13 protein-coding genes and 1 tRNA gene are annotated in these 17,557 nt (G+C 67.1%); 5 read left to right on the forward strand and 9 right to left on the reverse strand.

Going from position 1 to position 17,557, the window contains the following annotated elements:
- Positions 1 to 46: 46 nt before the first annotated feature.
- Positions 47 to 823, reverse strand: a complete 777-nt coding sequence (locus VKZ87_RS06355; RefSeq protein WP_324220412.1) for a ComF family protein — start codon at positions 821 to 823, stop codon at positions 47 to 49.
- A gap of 92 nt (positions 824 to 915) precedes the next feature.
- Here VKZ87_RS06355 and VKZ87_RS06360 point away from each other — a divergent pair, with 92 nt between their 5' ends.
- The 4 genes from VKZ87_RS06360 (at position 916) to msrP (ending at position 5,519) form a co-directional block, all read left to right on the forward strand.
- The gene (locus VKZ87_RS06360) at positions 916 to 2,697 is read left to right on the forward strand and encodes an acyclic terpene utilization AtuA family protein (protein WP_324220413.1); all 1,782 of its coding nucleotides are present in this window, start codon (positions 916 to 918) and stop codon (positions 2,695 to 2,697) included.
- Positions 2,698 to 2,758: 61 nt separating this feature from the next.
- The gene (gene ada, locus VKZ87_RS06365; protein ID WP_324220414.1) at positions 2,759 to 3,832 is read left to right on the forward strand and encodes a bifunctional DNA-binding transcriptional regulator/O6-methylguanine-DNA methyltransferase Ada; all 1,074 of its coding nucleotides are present in this window, start codon (positions 2,759 to 2,761) and stop codon (positions 3,830 to 3,832) included.
- Between the two features lie 162 nt (positions 3,833 to 3,994).
- Positions 3,995 to 4,474, forward strand: coding sequence for a Dps family protein (locus VKZ87_RS06370; protein ID WP_324220415.1), 480 nt, complete (start codon positions 3,995 to 3,997; stop codon positions 4,472 to 4,474).
- Between the two features lie 94 nt (positions 4,475 to 4,568).
- Positions 4,569 to 5,519: a protein-methionine-sulfoxide reductase catalytic subunit MsrP gene (gene msrP / locus VKZ87_RS06375; protein WP_324220416.1), complete on the forward strand. Its 951-nt coding sequence runs from the start codon at positions 4,569 to 4,571 to the stop codon at positions 5,517 to 5,519.
- Here the strand turns inward: msrP and glgA are convergent, their stop codons facing one another.
- The 3 genes from glgA to VKZ87_RS06390 form a co-directional block, all read right to left on the reverse strand.
- Positions 5,520 to 6,992: a glycogen synthase GlgA gene (gene glgA, locus VKZ87_RS06380; protein ID WP_324220417.1), complete on the reverse strand. Its 1,473-nt coding sequence runs from the start codon at positions 6,990 to 6,992 to the stop codon at positions 5,520 to 5,522.
- An 89-nt stretch (positions 6,993 to 7,081) separates the two neighbouring features.
- Positions 7,082 to 10,153, reverse strand: coding sequence for an efflux RND transporter permease subunit (locus VKZ87_RS06385; RefSeq protein ID WP_324220418.1), 3,072 nt, complete (start codon positions 10,151 to 10,153; stop codon positions 7,082 to 7,084).
- A gap of 3 nt (positions 10,154 to 10,156) precedes the next feature.
- On the reverse strand, positions 10,157 to 11,257 hold the full coding sequence (locus VKZ87_RS06390; protein WP_324220419.1) for an efflux RND transporter periplasmic adaptor subunit: 1,101 nt from the start codon (positions 11,255 to 11,257) through the stop codon (positions 10,157 to 10,159).
- 75 nt (positions 11,258 to 11,332) lie between these two features.
- On the opposite strand from VKZ87_RS06390, the gene VKZ87_RS06395 reads away from it, so the two are divergent.
- Positions 11,333 to 12,004 (forward strand): TetR/AcrR family transcriptional regulator, encoded by a 672-nt coding sequence (locus tag VKZ87_RS06395; protein WP_324220420.1) that lies wholly within the window; start codon positions 11,333 to 11,335, stop codon positions 12,002 to 12,004.
- A gap of 73 nt (positions 12,005 to 12,077) precedes the next feature.
- Here VKZ87_RS06395 and VKZ87_RS06400 read toward each other — a convergent pair.
- The 5 genes from VKZ87_RS06400 to dxs all read right to left on the reverse strand — a co-directional run bounded on the left by VKZ87_RS06400 (position 12,078) and on the right by dxs (position 17,547).
- Positions 12,078 to 12,151, reverse strand: a tRNA-Gln gene (locus VKZ87_RS06400).
- Between the two features lie 63 nt (positions 12,152 to 12,214).
- Positions 12,215 to 13,504, reverse strand: a complete 1,290-nt coding sequence (locus tag VKZ87_RS06405) for a class I SAM-dependent RNA methyltransferase (protein ID WP_324220421.1) — start codon at positions 13,502 to 13,504, stop codon at positions 12,215 to 12,217.
- The gene (locus VKZ87_RS06410) at positions 13,494 to 14,243 is read right to left on the reverse strand and encodes a TlyA family RNA methyltransferase (protein ID WP_324220422.1); all 750 of its coding nucleotides are present in this window, start codon (positions 14,241 to 14,243) and stop codon (positions 13,494 to 13,496) included. Before VKZ87_RS06410 ends, VKZ87_RS06405 begins: the two co-directional genes overlap by 11 nt.
- Positions 14,240 to 15,610: an MATE family efflux transporter gene (locus VKZ87_RS06415; RefSeq protein ID WP_324220423.1), complete on the reverse strand. Its 1,371-nt coding sequence runs from the start codon at positions 15,608 to 15,610 to the stop codon at positions 14,240 to 14,242. The genes VKZ87_RS06410 and VKZ87_RS06415 overlap by 4 nt, the downstream gene beginning before the upstream one ends.
- Positions 15,611 to 15,624: 14 nt before the next feature.
- Complete coding sequence (dxs, locus tag VKZ87_RS06420; RefSeq protein WP_324220424.1) at positions 15,625 to 17,547, reverse strand: 1-deoxy-D-xylulose-5-phosphate synthase; 1,923 nt, start codon at positions 17,545 to 17,547, stop codon at positions 15,625 to 15,627.
- Between the last annotated feature and the right edge of the window lie 10 nt (positions 17,548 to 17,557).

The following is a 17,557-nucleotide window of genomic DNA, read 5'->3' on the forward strand; positions in this document are numbered from 1 at the left end:
GAGGGCCTCTGGGGACGGGTTTTTGTCATGAGGATCATATTGTGTCTCATTCCGGCCGGACAACCCGTGCCAGGGTCAGGACATCCACCGAAGCCGCCCCCGCCTGCAGCAGCGTCCGGCAGCAGGCCGAGGCGGTCGCGCCGGTCGTCAGCACATCATCGATCAGCAGAATCCTGCGCCCGCGGATCGCGGCCGCCGCTTTCGGATTGGCGACAATGGCGCCGGCGAGAATCCGGCGGCGCTCCAGGCGGCCGGCATGACCGAGACTGCGGGTGAATTTCCGTCGCAACAGGAGATCGAGCTGCACCGGTTTGCCGCCCAGGCGGCCCAGCGCCCCGGCAAGCAGGCCGGACTGGTTGAAGCGCCGGCGCCAGAGTCGCCTGGGATGCAGCGGCACCGGCGCGATCAGGTCGCAGTCGGCGAGCAGCTCCGCACCGGCCTGGCGCATCAGTCCGGCCAGGCCTGGCGCGAGATCGGTGCGGTCGCCGCGCTTGAAGCGCAGCACCAGTTCGCGGCCGCCGCCGTCATAGACGAAAACCGCGCGGGCGCGGGCGAAGCGCGGTGGCCGGCGCATGCAGGCGCCGCAGACCAGACCCTCGGGCACCGAGACCGCGAAGGGCATGCCGCAGGACGGGCAGAACGGTGCTGCGATGAACGAGAGCGAGGGCCAGCATTCGACGCAGATGCGGCCCGGCTCGTCGACCTCGCTGTTGCACAGCATGCATTGCGCCGGGAGCAGCGAGTCGACAATCCCGCGCCACATCCTGGCCGCCGCGCGCAGCGGCCGGACGGTCTGCAGAGAAAAGCTGCCCGTGTCTGACATGATCGGTGAGCCGTGCTTGACGCTGGGATAGGCATGACGAACGCGAGGACGGCCGCTAAGGTGGCAGAAAACCCATATCGAGGAAACAGGAGATGACGGGCAGAACCATTCGCATCGGCGGCGCTTCGGCCTTCTGGGGCGATTCCATGGTCGCCGCGCCCCAGCTGCTGGCCTCCGGCCAGGTTGATTACCTGATTTTCGACTATCTGGCCGAGATCACCATGTCGATCATGGCCCGCATGCGTGCGAAGGACCCGGAGCAGGGCTATGCCACGGATTTCGTCGCCGTGACGATGAAGCGTCTGCTGCCCGAGATCGCGCGCCGCAGGGTAAAGATCGTCTCCAATGCCGGGGGGGTGAATCCGGCCGCCTGCGCCGCCGCAATCCGCGGACTGATCGCCGAAGCCGGGCTGGATCTGAAGGTCGGTGTCGTACTGGGCGACGACCTGATGCCGGAGATCGAAAACTTCCGGCCGCAGCTTCAGCCGCTGGAGCCGGGCGCCGCCACGCCGCAGCGCTTCATGTCGGCCAATGCCTATCTCGGGGCTGCGCCGATCGCGGAAGCGCTGAAGCGCGGTGCCGATATCGTGGTGACCGGGCGTTGCGTCGATTCCGCTCTCTGCCTCGGACCGCTGATCCATGAATTCGGCTGGGACATGCGGGATTATGACCGCCTCGCCGCCGGCAGCCTTGCGGGGCATATCATCGAATGCGGCGCGCAGGCGACGGGCGGCCTGTTCACGGATTGGCGCGACGTGCCCGACTGGGACAATATCGGCTATCCGATCGCTACCGTGTCGGAAGACGGCAGCTTCGAGATCGGCAAGCCGGAAGACACCGGCGGCCTCGTGAGCTTCGGGACCGTGGCCGAGCAGCTGGTCTACGAGATCGGCGATCCGTCCGCCTATCAGCTGCCCGACGTCACCTGCGATTTCACCGCCGTGCGCATCGAGGAGCTGGCGCCGAATCGGGTGCGCGTCTCCGGCGCGAAAGGCCGGCCGCCGTCGGACCGCTACAAGGTTTCGGCCACCTGGCTCGATGGCTTCCGCGCCGTGGCGCATCTCACCATCGGCGGCATCGAGGCCCGCGCCAAAGCGGAGCGCACGGCGGAAGCGATCCTGAAGCGTACGCGGCGCATCTTCACGCAGCTCAATCTCGGCGACTACCGCGCCACCTCGGTCGAGGTACTCGGCACGGAAGCCATGTACGGCGCGAATGCCCACGAGGGCGCTCTGGCCAGCCGCGAAATCGTGCTGAAACTCGCGGTCAGCCACAGCGACAAGGCCGCGCTGGAGATCTTCGCCCGTGAGATCGCGCCGGCCGGAACCTCCTTCTCCGCCGGCACGACCGGCTTCTTCGGCGGCCGGCCGACGCCGCAACCGGTGGTGCGGCTGTTCTCCTGCTTCATCGCCAAGCAGGCCCTGCGGATCTCCCTCGATCTGGGCGGCACCGCAGAGCCGCTGCAGCTGCCGGTCATTGCGGGCGAGACGGCAGGCAGCCCGGCGGGCAAACCCGACCTCGCCCTGCTCCCCGACGGTGCCCGGAAAGACGTGCCGCTGGTCCGCCTCGCCTGGGCCCGCTCGGGCGACAAGGGCGATGACAGCAATATCGGCGTCATTGCCCGCAGGCCGGATTATCTGCCGGCGATCCGCGCCGCGCTGACCCCGGATAACGTGCAGCGCTATTTCGCCCATCTGGTGCAGGGACCGGTCGAGCGTTTCGAATGGCCCGGCATCAACGGCCTGAATTTCCTGTTGCGGCGGGCGCTGGGCGGCGGCGGGATCGCGTCACTGCGCAACGATCCGCAGGGCAAGGCTTATGCCCAGATGCTGCTCGACTATCCGGTATCGGTGCCCGCGTCATGGGATCTCTGACCGGGATGACCCCGCAATAACCAGATAGCCGGCCGGGGCGCGGTGGCCTACCTTTCCGCTCATGGAAACAGCCCTGAAACCGACCGACGCCCAGTACGCCGCCATCCGCGGCAATGATCCCGCCGCAGACGGAAACTTCCTCTATGCCGTCACGACGACGCGGATCTTCTGCCGGCCCTCCTGCATCAGCCGCGTGCCGAGGCGGGAGAATATCCGCATCTTCGCCGGCGCGGACGCGGCCCTGGCCGCCGGCTTCCGGCCCTGCAAACGCTGCCAGCCGGACAAGGCGCCGGAGGCCGATCCCCGACTGGAGCGCGCCCGCGCCCTCATCGACCGACGGCTCGCCGATGGCGAGCCGGCACCCAGCCTCGCCGAGCTGGCGGCTGTCGCCCATATGGGGGCGACGCATCTGCAGAAGCGTTTCGCCGCCGCCTATGGCGTCAGCCCGCGCGGCTATGCCGAGGCGCGTCGGGTCGCGACGCTGAAACAGGAATTGCGCAACGGTAGCGGCGTGACCGAAGCCATCTACGGCGCGGGATTCGGCGCACCCAGCCGGGTCTACGAGAAAGCCGACCGCTGGCTCGGCATGACGCCGGCCGATTACCGCCGGGGCGGTGAAGGCCTGACGGTCACCGTGGCGATCCGCCGCACCAGCATGGGACTGACCCTGGCGGCTGAAAGTCCGCGTGGCGTCGCTGCCCTGCTGTTCGGCACCAGCGCCGCCACCCTGCTGGACGAGTTGCAGGCGGAATTTCCCGCCGCCCGGATCGAGCGGAACGACGCCTCAGGAAGCGAGATCTTCGCGGCGCTGGAAGCCGTGCTGCGGGGAGAACCCGTTCCGCGGAGCCTGCGCCTCGATCTTCGCGGCACGCCCTTCCAGATCAGGGTCTGGACGGCGCTCCAGGCCATTCCGGCGGGGCAGACCCGGAGCTATCGCGAGATCGCCGCCGAACTCGGCCTGCCCGGCGCCGCGCGGGCAGTCGGTTCGGCCTGCGGCAACAACATCATCGGGGTGCTGGTCCCCTGTCACCGCGCTTTGCGCAGCGACGGCAGCCTCGGCGGCTACCGCTGGGGACTGAAGCGCAAGGAACGGCTGCTGGCCGGCGAGAAAAAGACGGAAGCCGCCGCCGAATAGCGACGACTGTCCACCGAGCCCGAAGTCCGGGTACGCCCGGTGACAGTCTCCTCGCCCGGGTGCAATATATCCGCGGAGAGTGTGATCCCTGTCGCCTTGCGAAAGGCTCGGACAAGTCTAACTTAGATATACCGGAAAACAGAGAAAATAAGGAGCAGTCCCATGTCAGTCGCCATCGACATCGGCATCGCAGAAAAGGACCGCAAGAAAATCGCCGACGGCCTGTCGCGGCTGCTCGCCGATACCTACACGCTTTACCTCAAGACGCATAACTACCACTGGAATGTCGAAGGCCCGATGTTCCAGACGCTGCATACCATGTTCGAGACGCAGTATACCGAACTGGCGCTGGCCGTGGACCTGATCGCCGAGCGCATCCGCGCGCTGGGCCATTACGCGCCGGGCTCCTATGCCCAGTATGCCAAGCTCTCCTCCATCGGCGAGGAAAACGGCGTTCCCAATGCGCAGGAGATGATCAAGAGCCTGGTCAAGGGCAATCAGGCGGTGACAAAGACCGCACGTGAGATCTTCCCGCTGGTGGAGAAGGCAGGCGACGAACCGACGGCCGACCTGCTGACCCAGCGCATGCAGGTGCATGAGAAAACCGCCTGGATGCTGCGCAGCCTGCTGGAGAAGAAGTGATCGGCGGCTGATCCGCCTCACCGAAGCTTGATTGGCGCCCGGCCCGTGGCCCGCTAGGGTCATGGCCGGGTGTTTTTCTGTTAGGGAGCGCATCATGCTGATCAGGCGGCGCAAGGGCTGGGAGATTCCGGAATCGCAGGCAACGCCGGAAACGGTGTTCCTGAACCGGCGGCGGCTGCTGCTCGGCATCGGAGCTGCGGGCCTCGGCGCCGCCGGCCTGGCCCAGCCGCTGCGCGCCCATACCGCGCCGGACCTGTATCCCGCCAGGCGCAATCCGGCTTACGAGGCCGGCCGCGCGCTGACCGAAGAGAAGATCGCCACCAGCTACAACAATTTCTACGAATTCGGCTCCCACAAGCGGATTGCCGACGCGGCGCAGAAGCTGAACGTCAGCCCCTGGCAGGTGAAGATCGACGGCATGGTCGCGAAGGAAATCACCATCGATGCAGAGGAACTGATCCGCAAGATGCCGGTGGAGGAGCGGGTCTACCGCCTGCGCTGCGTCGAGGCCTGGTCGATGGTGATCCCCTGGAGCGGGTTTCCGGTGAGGGCGCTGGTGGATTTCGCCCAGCCCCAGTCGGGAGCGAAATACCTGCGGATGGAAACCTTCGTGCGGCCGAAGGAAGCGGGTGGCCAGCGCCAGTTCTGGTATCCCTGGCCCTACGTCGAGGGGCTCACCATGGCCGAGGCCGCCAATGACCTTGCCTTCATCGGCACCGGCGCCTACGGCAAGCCGATGCCGAAGCAGATGGGCGCGCCACTCAGGCTGGTCGTGCCGTGGAAATACGGCTTCAAGTCGATCAAGTCGATCGTGCGTTTCACCTTCACCGATCAGCGGCCGAAGACCTTCTGGGAAGCGATCGGGCCGGACGAATACGGGTTCTGGGCCAATGTAAACCCGGAGGTGGCGCATCCGCGCTGGAGCCAGGCGACCGAGGAGGTGATCGGCGTCGGCAAGCGGATCCCGACGCAGATCTACAACGGCTACGGCGAGTTCGTCGCCGACCTGTACCGGGACCTGCCGGACGAGAAGCTGTTCATGTGATCAGGCAACCCCGGCCCGGTAGAGCATGGAATACTGCAAGGCCGAGTCCGTCCAGCTGAAGGCCTGCGACATGGCGGAGCGCCGCATCTGGCCGATCTTGCGCGTCGAGCGATAGGTGGCAAGGCCACGCCCGATCGCCTCGACCAGTCCGCGCAGGCTGTAATCCTCGAACAGGAAACCGGTCAGCCCGTCGGCGACCGTTTCGGCCAGGCCGCCGGTCTTGTGGGCAATCGGCAGCGAACCGCATTTCTGCGCATACATCTGCGCCAGTCCGCAGGGTTCGAAGCGCGAGGGCATGAGCAGGAAGTCGCTGCCGGCAAACACGCGGCGCGCCTCGCGGTCGTCGAAGCCGATCCTCACCCCGACCGCGCCGGGATACCGCGCGCCGAGATCGGCGATGGCATGCTCGAAATCGGATTCGCCCCGCCCCGTCACCACCAGCTGGCCGCCGTTCCTCACGATGGCATCTGCGGCCTCGATGGCGAGATCGGTACCTTTCTGCCGCACCAGCCGGGATACGATGGCAAAGAGCGGCCCGCGCGAGACGGCGAGGCCGAAATCCCGGCGCACCTGCGCCGCATTGCGGCTTTTCCAGCGCGACAGGTCGAAGCGTCCGGACTGCGCCTCCAGGGTCGGATCCCAGCTTTCGTCGATGCCGTTCAGGATGCCGCTGAGCCGGCCCTGCGCCGAGCGGAGCTTCAGCAGCCCGTCAAGGCCATGACCGTGTTCGGGACGGGTGATCTCCTCGGCATAGGTGGAGCTCACCGTGGTGATCTGGGACGCGTAGTAGAGGCCGGCCTTGAGGAAGGACCACTGGCCGTAGAACTCGACGCCATCCATCCGGAATGCTTCCCAGGGAATCCCCAGCGCCTCTAGGCGGGAGGGACTGAACACGCCGTGATAGGCAAGGTTGTGCACGGTCAGCAGCGTCGGCACGTTCAGCCTGCGCCAGGCGACATAGCCGGCCGCCAGCGCCGTCGGCCAGTCATTCAGATGCAGATGGTCCGGTTTCCAGTCCGGATCGGCGATGCCGGCCGCAAGATCGGCCGCCGCGGCGCTGAGCCTGCCGAAGCGGATGTCGTTGTCCGGCCAGTCCTGTCCGTGGCTGTCGCAGTAGGGTGAGCCGCCGCGGTCATACAGGCTGGAATTCAGGACGACGTAGATGGTCAGCCCGTCGGGCGTCTGAAGCCGGCCCAGCTTCGCCCCGGGAATGCCATTCACCGGCGGCAACTCGCTGATCACCGGGATAAAGCGATGCTTTTCCAGTACCGGGCGATAACCGGGAATCAGGATGCGCACATCGCAGAAGCTCTGCAGCGCCCGGGGCAAAGCGGCGGCTACCTCGCCCAGCCCGCCGGCCTTGGCATAGTCCGCCAGCTCGGGCGTGACATACAGCACTCTCGGCCCCGGACCGGATGGTGTCGTCCGGTCGGGGTCGGGCGCCGCTGGCGGCGTAATCCGTTCGAAAAGCATGTTGAGCGACCGCTTGGGAGGCAGAGCGGCTTCTCAACCCGGAACACCCTTCCGGGTTCCCGGTGATGACGGATCGGGCGGAGGCCGCGCTATTCGGCCGGATGCGCCGCCGGTGCCTGGTCGCCGGCCGTGGCCGCGCGGCGCTCCCGCGCGATCAGGGTATAGGCGGTCGGCACCACGAAGAGGGTCAGCAGCGTGCCAAGCAGCAGGCCGCCGACGATGACCAGGCCGATCTGGTTGCGGCTTTCCGCGCCTGCACCGACCGCCATGGCCAGCGGCAGCGCGCCCAGCACCATGGCCGCCGTGGTCATCAGGATCGGCCGCAGACGCAGGGAGGCCGCCTCGATCACCGCCTCGAGCCGGCTGCGCCCCTGCTCCTGCAGCTGGTTGGCGAATTCCACGATCAGGATGCCGTTCTTGGTGATCAGTCCGACCAGCGTCACCAGTCCGACCTGGCTGTAGATGTTCATGGTGCCGCCGCCGAGCTTCAGCGCCAGCAGCGCGCCGGTCATCGACAGAGGAACGGTGAGCATGATGATGAAGGGGTCGATGAAGCTCTCGAACTGGGCCGCCAGCACCAGATAGATGAACAGCAGCGCCAGGATGAAGGTGAACAGGATGTCGCCGGATGCCTGCATGAACTCGCGCGACTGGCCGTTGTAGTCGATCTGCACGCTGGACGGCAGCACGCGCCGCGCAGCCTCCTCCAGCGCCGCCAGCGCCTCGCCCGAGGAATAGCCGGGCGCGACGTTGGCGGTGATGTCGGCAGCGCGCAGCTGGCTCATGCGCGTCAGTTCGCGCGCCGTCAGCGACTCGCGCACTTCCACCAGGTTGGACAGCTGGATCATCTGGCCGCTGCTGCCGCGCACGTAGATCTTCGACAGATCCTCCGGATTGGTGCGCTCGACATCGGCGACCTGGACGATCACGTCATACTGCTTGCCGTTCTGCTTGAAGCGCGTGACCTGCCGGCCGCCCAGCATGGTTTCCAGCGTACGACCGATGGCGTCGACCTCGATGCCGACATCCGCCGCCTTGTCGCGGTTCACCGACACCTTGATTTCGGGCTTGTTGAGCTTCAGGCGGGTATCGAGATTGCTGAGCGCCGGCGACTTCGAGGCTTCGGCCAGGACCAGGCCGACCATCCGGTTCAGCTCGTCATAATCGACACTTGCCTGGATCACGATCCAGACCGGCGGAGACCGCAGGTTCTGGCCGAGCGACGGCGGATTGTTGACGAAGCCCTGCACGCCGGCGAATTCGCGGAATTTCGGCGTCAGCTCCTCGACGATCTGCTGCTGCTTGCGATCACGCTGGTCCCAGTGGATCAGGCGGGTGAACGACACGCCCTGCGACACGATGGGATTGCCGGCGACGACGAAGCGCGCCTGCGCCTCGGGAACCGTCCCCATCAGCTCTTCAACCTGGCGCGCATAGCGCTCCATGTAGTTGATGGTGGCGCCTTCGGGGCCGTTGAAACTGCCGATAATGGTGCCGCGGTCTTCCACCGGCGACAGTTCCGGCTTCAGGCCGGTGAACAGGAAATAGCTGCCGCCGGCGAACACCACGCCGACCAGGATGACCAGCAGCCGCGCCTTCAGCGACACCCGCAGCAGCCTGGAATAACCCGCGGTCAGCCCGTTGAGCGCATTCTCGACGAGATTGAACAGCCGGCCGTGCTTCGCCTCATGCTTGAGCATGCGCCCGCACATCATCGGGCTCAGGGTCAGCGCGACGAAACCGGAGACCAGCACGGCACCGGCCAGCGCCCACGCGAATTCGGTGAACAGCCGGCCGGTCGTGCCGCTCATGAAGCCGATCGGCGCATAGACCGCCGCCAGGGTCAGCGTCATCGCGACGACCGCAAACCCGATTTCCTTGGCGCCCTTGAAGGCCGCCTGCAGCGGCGGCATGCCCTCCTCAATGTGGCGGTAGATGTTCTCCAGCACCACGATGGCGTCGTCGACCACGAGGCCGATCGCCAGCACCATCGCCAGCAGGGTCAGCGTGTTCACCGTGAAACCCAGCGCGTACATGATCGCGAAGGCACCCAGCAGCGAGGCGGGAATGGTGACGACCGGGATCAGCGTGGCGCGCAGGTTGCGCAGGAACAGGAATACCACGGCAACGACCAGCAGCACGGCCTCGCCGATGGTGCGGTAGACGGAATCGATGGAGGCGCGGATGAAAATCGAGGTGTCGTAGGCAATCTCGGCACGCATGCCTTCCGGCAGGCTTTCCAGGATTCCTGGCAGGGCCTCGCGCACCCCGGCCGAAATATCGAGCGGATTGGCCACCGCCTGCTTCACCACGCCGATGGAAACGGCGGGCTTGCCGTTGAAGCGGACGCTGACGCGCTCGTCGAGCGGACCGACCTCGACGCGCGCGACATCGCGCATCCGGACCGGATAGCCGTTCACCTCGCGGATGATGATGGCGCCGAACTGTTCGGGGGTGCGCAGGTCGGTCTCCGACAGCACCGTGAATTCCATGTCGCGGCTCTCTATGCGGCCGGACGGAACCTCGACATTCTGCCTGCGCAGCGCGCCCTCGACATCCTGCGGCGTCAGATTGTAGGCCGCCAGGCGCGCGGCATCGAGCCAGATGCGCATGGCATAGCGGCGTTCGCCGAAGATCCGCGCTTCCGCCACGCCGCTGATCGACTGCAGCCGGTCCTTCACATAGCGGTCGGCGAAGTCGGTCAGCTCCATCGGCGAATGGCGGTCCGAGGAAAAGGCGATGTAAAGAACCGGCTGCGCATCGGCCTCGATCTTCGACACGATCGGCTCGTCGATCTCGTCGGGCAGCTTGCCGCGCACGCGGCTGACGCGGTCGCGCACGTCGTTGGCGGTGGATTCCGCGTCGCGCGACAGCTTGAATCGCACGACCACCAGGCTCCGCTCCGGACGGGTGATGGAACGGACGAAATCGATGCCTTCGATGCCGGCGATCGATTCCTCCAGCACGCGGGTCACCTGGCTTTCGATGACCTCGGCGCTGGCGCCGCGATACAGCGTCTCCACCAGCACCACCGGCGGATCGATATTCGGGTATTCGCGGACCGTGAGGCGCGTGAAAGCCACCAGGCCGACCAGCACCACGACGAGACTGAGCACCGTCGCGAAGACCGGACGGCGGATGCAGAGATCGGAAATGACCATGTGTTACGTTCCCCCGACCGCCGCGGCCCTGACGTATTGTCCATCGCGCAGCTTCTGGCCGCCTTCGGCAACGATGCGGTCGTCCGACTGCAGGCCGTCGAGGATTTCCACCGAACCGCCGCGCCGCAGCCCGAGCTTCACCTTCGTCTGGACCGCCTTGCCGTCTACCACGCGATAGACGAAGAATTCGGCGCCCACCGGATTGAGCGCCGTCTCGGGCACCAGGACGGCATTGGCGCGCTCTTCCACGATCAGAGTGACGCGGGCGAACATGCCCGGCCGCAGCTGGCGATCGGGATTGGGCAGGCGGGCACGCAGGATGGCCGCGCGCCCGTTGGGGTCAAAGGCGGGATCGATGGCATAGACGCGACCATCGAACTCGGCCCCGCCCATCGCATCGACGCGCACGCGGATCGCCTGGTTCGGCGCGATCAGGCGGGCATGGACCTCAGGGATGCGGAAATCGACCTTCAGCTGATCCAGGCTTTCGATATTCACCATGGCCTGGCCGGGATTGACGTAGTCGCCCACGCTGATCTGCCGCAGGCCCATTACGCCATCGAACGGCGCGTTGATGGTGCTCTTGTCCAGCACGGCCTGGGCCAGCGCCAGCGCGGCCTCGTCGGTGGCGAGCTTGGCGAGGGCTTCCTCATGCGCCCGCTGCGTGCCGGCGCCCTTGCCGTAGAGTTCCCGCGCGCGCTCGTAATTGGCGCGGCTCAGCGCGATGCTCGCCCTGGCCTGGTTCACCTGCGCGCGCGCGATCGTGGAGTCCAGCCGCACCAGCGGGGCGCCGCGCTTCACCGGCTGGCCCTCGTCGAACAGGATTTCGGTAACACGCCCGGCAATCTCGGGCCGCAGGATGACGGATTCATCCGACAGCAGGCTGCCCACAGCCTCGATCTGCTGCCGCACCTGACCCGTGGAGACGGGGCGGATCGCAACCGGAATCGGGGCCTGCTGGCTGCCCAGCTGGGCGGCGGGGGAATTCGGCGCCGACGCATTGGCGCCCGGGGCAAGCCTGGCCTGCAGTTCCGCACCATAAAACCAGCCGACGGCGCCAAGAACCAACACCGCGGCGACACCCAAACCGAGAGCCTTCTTCATACCCGCCTGCCTGTGACGTGACCCTCCTTAAGCTGGGAGGTGCAGCGGCAATATCTATACTGTAGGGTTCAGAAAATGGGAAAGCGAAAAGCAACGGGGACGGATAAAGAAAGGGCGGCGGCGAAACCGCAGAGAGCGCTCCGCCGCGGCCGGCCTGCGGACATCCGCAAACGGGCCGAGATCCTGGCTGCCGCGACCGAGATCTTCCTCGACCAAGGTTACGCTGCCGGCATGGACCTGATCGCGCGCCGCGCCGGGGTCTCCAAGGTGACGGTTTATGCCCATTTTTCCAGCAAGGCGGCGCTGTTCGGCGCCATCATCGAGGAGCTGGCGGGCCGGCTGACCCGCGGCATCGAACGCCTGGCGCTGGACAACCTGCCGCCGGAACAGGCGCTCCAGGAGGTGGGGCGCGCCTATCTCACCCTTGCCCTCGCGCCGAGCTCTCTGGCACTGCACCGGCTGATCGTCGCCGAAGCAGCGCGGAATCCCGCGCTCGGCCGGCTCATCTTCGCCAGCGGCCCGCGCTCCATCATCGATACGCTCGGGTGCTACCTGCAATCGCGGCCGGAACTGCGGATTGCCGATCCCACCCTGGCGGCCGAACAGTTCCTCGGCATGGTGCTCGGGCACCAGCAGCTCGGATTGCTGCTCACCGCCAAGCCGGCCGCAATGGCGCGACGCGAGATCGAGTCACGCGTGGCCAACGCGGTGAAGCTCTTCCTGCGCGGCTGCGGCAGGGCATCCTAGACGCTTGGAATTCACGCTGGTTTTCTGAGCTTAATCAGCGGGCGGAAAGTTGGCGCCATTGTCCGGGGAAGAATGGCTGGGGGACTAGGATTCGAACCTAGACAACCAGAGTCAGAGTCTGGGGTCCTACCGTTAGACGATCCCCCAGCAGGGATCGGGCGGGATATAGCTTGCCGTCGCGGCCTTTGCAACCCCTCGCCTCCCGGCTTCTTAGCGCCTGAAAAGGCTGAAGATTTCCAGATGCGGCGACCAGCGGAACTGGTCGATCGGCACCGCCGTCTCAAGCCGCCAGCCGGCATCGGCGAGGATGCGGGCATCGCGGGCGAAGCTGCTGGCATCGCAGGCGATCATCACCACGATCCCCGGCGCCATGTCCCGGCGGGCGGCCTCGGCCAGCTGTTCGGCCTGCGCCCGGGCACCGGCCCGTGGCGGATCCAGCAGCACCGCGTCCAGCTTCCTGAACTCCGCCGGCATCAGAGGCCGGCGCTCCAGATCGCGCGCCTCGGCGGTGAGCTTCCCCGGCAGTTTCGCCGCCTGCACCGCCGCATTCAGCGCCGCGATCGCCGGCTGGTCGGCATCGGCGGCCAGCACCGCCTTGCCCTGCGCGGCCAGCCGCAGCGCGAAGGCGCCGCAGCCGGAGAAAAGATCGGCGACGCGTCTGGCATCCTTCAGCGCATCGAGCGCCAGATCCGCCATCGCCCGTTCGGCCTCGGCACTGGCCTGCAGGAAACCGCCGGGAGCGAGCGTCACCGGCACATCGCCGAACCGGACCAGCGGCGCGCGCTCGCCCAGATACAGCAGCTCCGGCTCGCTGCGCGGATCGAAGCGCCAGCTCAGGCGCGCCAGCCCCATGGCCTTGGCCGCGCGGCTCAGTCCGATGCGCTCCTGCACGCGCATTTTCAGCTTGCCGGTGATCACGGCATCGATGCCGGTTTCCGTATCGGTCAGCCTGAGATCGACGGCCCAGCCATCGCCCAGCACGGGCATCAGCGCCTCGCGGAAAGCCGGCAGTTTCTGCAGCAGTGCCGTCCGCAGCACGGCGCATTCGGCAAGATCGACGATGCGGCGGCTGGCGGCTTCGTGGAAACCGAGCAGCAGCCGGTCCTTCACGCGGCGCACGATGAATTCGGCCCGGCGGCGCGAGGCATCGGGCACGGCAACCAGATCCTCCACCGGCGGATCATCGAAACCGCGGCGCCGGAGGGCGGCCACAAGCTTGTCGCGCTTCCACGCGCGGTAGGGTGCATCGGCCCAGTGCTGCAGCGAACAGCCGCCGCAGAGATGGAAATGTCCGCAGGGCGGCTCGACGCGATCGGGTCCCGCTTCCTCGAGCACGCTGATTTGCGCGGCGAAACCGTCGCCCCGCGGCTCGCCGACCCGGGCGGCCACGCGGTCGCCCGGCACGGTGTAGGGGATGTAGTAGCGCTCGCCGTTCTTCACGAGCACGCCATGCCCCTGCCCGCCCATCCGCTCGATCACGCCTTCGACATCACGCGTCACTGAACTCGGCCCCTATCAGAAATTCGACATTGCCTTCCGGTCCCCGGATCGGGCTGGTCTCGATGCCGACCACGCGCCAGCCCGGCAGCGCCGACCACCAGGCCTCGATATCCGCGCAGACCTCGGCATGCAGGGCGGGATCGCGCACCACCCCGCCCTTGCCGACGCGCTCGCGACCGACCTCGAATTGCGGCTTGATCAGCGCGATCGCCCAGGCGCCCGGTCCGGCCAGCGACAGCGCGGCGGGCAGCACGGTCTTCAGCCCGATGAAACTGGCATCGCAGACCACCGCGCCGACCCTATCGGGGATCTGCTCTGCCGAGATATGGCGCGCATTGGTCTTTTCCAGAACCACGACGCGCGGATCGTTACGCAGCTTCCAGTCCAGCTGGCCCTCGCCGACATCGACGGCGTAGACCTTCGCCGCGCCGTGCTGCAGCAGTACGTCGGTGAAGCCGCCGGTGGAGGCACCCACATCGATGCAGATGCGCCCCTCCACCGGGAAACCGAAATGCTGCAGGCCATGGGCCAGCTTGATGCCGCCGCGGCTGACCCAGGGATGCGGCTTGCCGCGCACTTCAAGTTGCGTATCGGCGCTGACCGGATGGCCCGGCTTGTCGAGGCGCTTCTCGCCCGAAAACACCAGGCCGGCCATGATGGCGGCCTGGGCCTTGGCCCGGCTTTCCGCCAGCCCGCGCTCCACCAGCGCCTGATCGAGCCGCATCTTCTGAGCCTTCATGCCTGCCGCTCCTGCATGCGCCGCAGCCTACGGGCCCAGAAAGCGAAACGCCAGACCAGCAGCACGGCGGAAACGGCGAGGCCGACGACGAGCCCGATCCAGACTCCCTCGCCGCGCAGAGGCGTGTAGAAGCCGAGCCAGATTGCCGCCGGCAGGCCGGCGCCCCAGTAGCCGATGGCGGCAAAGATCATCGGCACCGTCATGTCCTTGAGTCCGCGCAGGGCGCCGTTGGAAACAGCCTGCGCACCGTCGACCAGCTGGAACATCGCGGCGATCGCCAGATAGGAGACCGCCAGCGCAAAGACCGGCGATGCCCGGTCGGTAACGAACAGGGCGATCAGCGGCGCACCGGCCCGGGCGAAGACCAGCGCCATCATCGCCATGAAGCCAACGCTCAGCGCAATGGCGATCCAGCCCGCCCGCGCCGCACCGGCATGGTCGCGCGCGCCGACGGCAAGGCCGACCCGCACCGTCGCCGCCTGGGCCAGACCCATCGGCACCATGAAGCTGATCGAGGCCCATTGCAGGGCGATCTGGTGCGCGGCGACTTCGGCCGCACCGAGCCGGCCCATGAGCTGCGCGGCCAGCGAGAACAGGCCCACTTCCGAGCCGAAGGTCAGGGCGATCGGCCCCGCGATGCGCAGATAGGCAATGAGCCGCCGCAGGCTGCTGCGCCGCAGGGCCTGCCAGGGCCGGTGCCAGAGCCGGTAGGCGCCGAACTGCCCCTCCCGGGCGACGTAGACGGCAAAAACGAGAAAGACGATCCAGTTGGCCAGCACCGAACCGAGGCCGGCACCGGCGATACCCAGTGCCGGCAGGCCGAAGGCGCCGAAGGTCAGGCTGTAGACCAGCAGCGCGTTCAGCCCGACCGCGAAGATCATCAGCACCATGGCGGGCTGCGGCCGGCTCAGCGAGGCGGTGAAGGCACGCAGTACCGAAATGCCGAGCATCGGCAGCAGCGAGGCCGACAGCAGCCGCAGCAGCAGCATCGTATCGGGGATCAGCTCGGCCGGCTGGCCGAACCAGACCAGGAAAGGCTCGCAGAACCACAGCAGCAGGGCGGTCACGACCGTAAAGCCCAGCGACACCAGCAGCCCGTCTTGCACGGCATCGCGCACGCTGGCGCGGTCGGCGATGTCGTAGCCGATGGCATGGGAGGCGATCGGCGCCACGCCAATCGCCAGTCCGATGCCTAGCATCCAGAAGAACGAGAACAGCGCGAAAGCAAGTGCGCCCACCGCCAGCGCGTGGTCGGACAGCCGCGCCAGCATCAGCACGTCAGTGGTATGGATGGCGATCTGCGCCAGCTGGGTACCGACAATGGGCAGCGCCAGCGCGAGCGTCGCCCGCGCTTCCGTGAGGATCATGCGACGAACCCGGGTTACGCGCGGACTGTTAGTTCGGCAGACGGCAGGCCGAGTGCCGACAGGGCTGTCGCGACGATCTGCGGTGCGTTCAGGCCGGCTATGTCATACTGCTTCACCGGCGCATCGTGATCGATGAAGAAGTCCGGCAGCACCATCGGGCGGACCTTCAGTCCCTGATCAAGCAGGCCCTCATGGGCGAGGAACTGCAGCACATGGCTGCCGAAACCGCCGATGGACCCTTCCTCGATGGTGATCAGCACCTCGTGATGGCGCGCCAGCTGCCGCACCAGATCGGTGTCCAGCGGCTTGCAGAAGCGCGCATCCGCCACGGTGGTCGGAAGTCCACGGGCCGCCAGATCGTCGGCCGCCTTGAGCGCCTCGCCCAGACGTGCGCCGAAGGAGAGGATGGCGATCGAACTGCCCTCGCGCATCACGCGGCCCTTGCCGAGCGGCAGCACCAGACCGCGCTCGGGCAGCGCCACGCCCATGCCCTCGCCGCGCGGATAGCGGAAGGCGCTCGGACGGTCGTCGATGGCGGCGGCGGTCGCCACCATATGCACCAGCTCGGCCTCATCGGCGGCGGCCATCAGCACCATATCGGGCAGGCAGCCCAGATAGGCGATGTCGAAGCTGCCGGCGTGAGTCGCGCCATCGGCGCCGACCAGGCCGGCGCGGTCGATGGCAAAGCGCACCGGCAGCTTCTGGATCGCCACGTCATGTACCACCTGGTCGTAGGCGCGCTGCAGGAAGGTGGAGTAGATCGCGGCAAACGGCTTGAAGCCCTCGCAGGCCATGCCGGCGGCGAAGGTCACCGCATGCTGTTCGGCGATGCCGACATCGAAGGTCCGCTGCGGGAAGCGCTTGGCAAAAAGGTCGAGGCCGGTGCCGGACGGCATCGCGGCCGTGATCGCGACGATGCGCTCGTCGGCCTCGGCTTCCCGGATCAGGCTTTCCGCGAAGACCTTGGTATAGCTCGGCGGGCCGGCCTTGGGCTTGGCCTGGGTGCCGGTCACGACATCGAACTTCGACACGCCGTGATACTTGTCGGCCGCCGCTTCGGCCGGGCCGTAGCCCTTGCCCTTCTGCGTCACGACATGGATCAGCACCGGACCGGTCTTGTCGGTGTCATGGATGTTCTTCAGGACCGGCACGAGATGGTCGAGATTGTGGCCGTCCACCGGGCCGACGTAATAGAAGCCCAGCTCCTCGAACATCGTACCGCCGGCCACCATGCCGCGGGCATATTCCTCGGCCTTCTCGGCCATGGATGCCAGGCCGCGCGGCAGGATCTTTTCGCCGATCTGCTTGGCCAGCTGGCGCAGGCCGAGATAGGAGCGCGACGACAACAGCCGCGACAGATAGGCGCTCATGGCGCCGACCGGCGGTGCGATCGACATGTCGTTGTCGTTGAGGATGACGATCAGCCGGCTGTTCATCGCGCCGGCGTTGTTCATCGCCTCATAGGCCATGCCGGCCGACATGGCGCCGTCGCCGATCACCGCGATCACGTTGCGGCGCTCGCCCTTGAAGTCGCGCGCCACCGCCATGCCGAGCGCGGCCGAGATCGACGTGGAGGAATGTGCCGCGCCGAAGGGATCGTATTCGCTCTCCGAGCGCCGGGTGAAGCCGGACAGGCCGCCGCCCTGCCGCAGCGTGCGGATGCGATCGCGCCGGCCGGTGAGAATCTTGTGCGGATAGGCCTGGTGGCCGACATCCCAGATCAGCCGGTCCTCGGGCGTGGCGAAGACGTGATGCAGGGCCACCGTGAGCTCGACGACGCCAAGTCCGGCGCCGAGATGGCCGCCCGTCACCGAGACGGCGTCGATCATCTCGCGACGGACTTCGTCTGCAAGCTGCTTGAGCTGGTCGATGTCGAACTGCCGGATGTCGGCCGGGGTCCGCACCGTATCCAGCAACGGGGTGCGGTTGCTGATCATCGGTAACCAG

This window comes from Ferrovibrio sp. (assembly GCF_035304305.1).
In the GTDB taxonomy this organism is placed as follows: domain Bacteria; phylum Pseudomonadota; class Alphaproteobacteria; order Ferrovibrionales; family Ferrovibrionaceae; genus Ferrovibrio.